The following is a 2,376-nucleotide window of genomic DNA, read 5'->3' on the forward strand; positions in this document are numbered from 1 at the left end:
TCTGAAACACCTGTGAGTGTTCCATCAATTTTTATCCAAGCCATAAGTGTTACTTCGCCTAATCCTTGCAATAACGCATCACCCATTAAATAATCATCCGTTCCATCAAAATCTATCGTCGCAGATGAAGGTGGGTTGACATTAAATAAATCGCGGTAATCTAAATCGCCGCCAGAAGCTAAATCCCCATCCGCATCTGGAAGTATTGATAAATCAGAAGGGTTGTCTATATCATCATTTGGATCATTAGGATCGAAAGGATTTGACCCTTCAAACAGTAAATCAAGACCGTCATTATCACCATCGGAAAAAAGAATAATAGCATTTGCCATACCATTTTCTTCTATATCTGGAATGCCATCATTATCTGTATCTAAATCCAAGAAATCTGGATAAAAATCAAAATCGGTAAATACCACATCCAACCCTGCACCATAAGCTAAGTCTATTCCTGTGTTTCCTACAGTCCCTGATGGAGGCAGATATCCAACAGTATATTGTGCTTCCACATTATCTGGAATACCATCGTTATCACTATCTATGTCTAAATGGTTATAAACACCATCACCATCAAAATCTTCTCCAGTAACAATGGTTAAATTATTCGAATTAAAATCTAAAAACTCACATTGTGTAAACGACATCATAAATTGTCGAGTATAAGCTGTAGTTGAAGTTTTAATGGCCTGCATACGCATGGTAAACGAATTTCCAATAAATTGATAATAAGCTCTTAACCATGGTAAAGTGGAAAACCCATTAACGGTTACATCATCGGATGTCATTTCAATATTGTTTGAACCCAAATCGGTTACTGTTAAATCTGAAGGGTTATCTATACCATAAGCAGCTGGATTGTAATAAATTACAGACTCCAGTAGATTAGAAGTACCATCACAATCCCAAGTAATTCCATTTACTCTGAATATATTCGTTGAAGGCGTTGTGGTTCCAGCATTTACAATAGTAAATTTAAAAGTAGCTCCTGGGGTACCTGTTCCAGAAAAAGTTAGTGTTGTTTGTAAATAATCTGCAATACCTATCGTATCATCATCAATATTAGCAATGGTGGTGTTGGTTAATTCGGTTATTTCCATCAAAACGTCGTAACCTGCAACCGTATTACCAAATCTATAAACTGCACCAACAGTACCTACAGCTCCTGAGCTTGCCCCAGCATCATAATATCCATTTCTGAAATTTAATGGAGGTAAAGTACACTCAAACCTATCTTCACCTAAATTTTCAACTGAGTCTAGTATTCCATCACCATCATCATCATAATCCAAATAATCTGGAACTCCATCTTGATCTAAATCTGGAAGACTGTTACAACTTGCATCGCCCCCTGTAACATCAAAATAAATGGTTTGTCCGGTGGTATTAGCTCCAGTACCTGTATCATTAACAACCTCGGTACCATCAACCTTTACTCTTACTCTACCATTATCCCAACCATCGTTTGCGGCATCATATATTTTTATGTAATAATTGGTTCCATTAGGAACACAACCTAAATCGTATTTAACGCTGTATTTATCTGTAGAACCAGATTGTGTCGTTTGATAACATTGTGTGTCATCACAAAGCGTTAGTAATAAATCATTCGCAGTATTATAAAGCTCTACTTTATGCTCATAAGACTCTTTTTTCCATTTAACAATAAGTTTTAATGGAGAATTTTGAGCGATAACATTAATGGATACTAGAAATCCAATAAGTAGACTAATGTGTATTTTTTGTTTCATAATTAATAGATTTGGGGGAATCAAAATTAACTATATTTCAAGTAGTTTGTTTTTTTCGTTATTATTCAAATTTTTCTAAGTTGAATAAATTGAAAAAATCGATTAAATACAAAGAATTACGTTTATTGTACTCCCCTGTATTTTAGACCCTTTCAACCTTATCAAGTCACTTTTTATGTATACTTTTTAAAAATTTATTTTAATGCTTTGATTTTGAACTAAACTTGAGGGAAGAATATTTCGATGTTTAAAACTTTTCTAATAACATAGAATTAAAACCTTAGACAATATTAGTGTAAAATTCTTAATAATATTAATTAAAATCAGATTAAACACAGATTAATCCGATTAAATGTATTTTTTAATACTAAAATACACATGATTTTATTTCATTTTATTTAGCAATAATTTTTTTCGTAATCAACTCATTAGCCTCTGTTCTCATACATACTACATAGGCGCCTGTGGCTATATTACTGAATGGTATACCGTTTTGTAATTGTTCTGTGGATACATCTAACAATTCTAATACCGTTTGTCCACGCATGTTTATCAATGCTAATTTGCTTACCGCACTGTTTAGCTTTTTAACAAACAACGTATTGGTTGTATTTTGATAATAGATATA

At 33.0% G+C, this 2,376-nt stretch carries 1 protein-coding gene and 1 pseudogene; both read right to left on the reverse strand.

All coding sequences use genetic code 11. The annotated features are described in order from the left end of the window. Nucleotides 1-1,748, reverse strand: a pseudogene (locus BUA46_RS14955) (hypothetical protein); the annotation flags it as partial. A gap of 394 nt (nucleotides 1,749-2,142) precedes the next feature. Continuing rightward, on the reverse strand, nucleotides 2,143-2,376 hold a 234-nt coding region (locus BUA46_RS14960), incomplete at its 5' end, for a T9SS type A sorting domain-containing protein (RefSeq protein WP_143148166.1).

The organism is Algibacter luteus, from assembly GCF_900141715.1.
In the GTDB taxonomy this organism is placed as follows: domain Bacteria; phylum Bacteroidota; class Bacteroidia; order Flavobacteriales; family Flavobacteriaceae; genus Arenitalea; species Arenitalea lutea.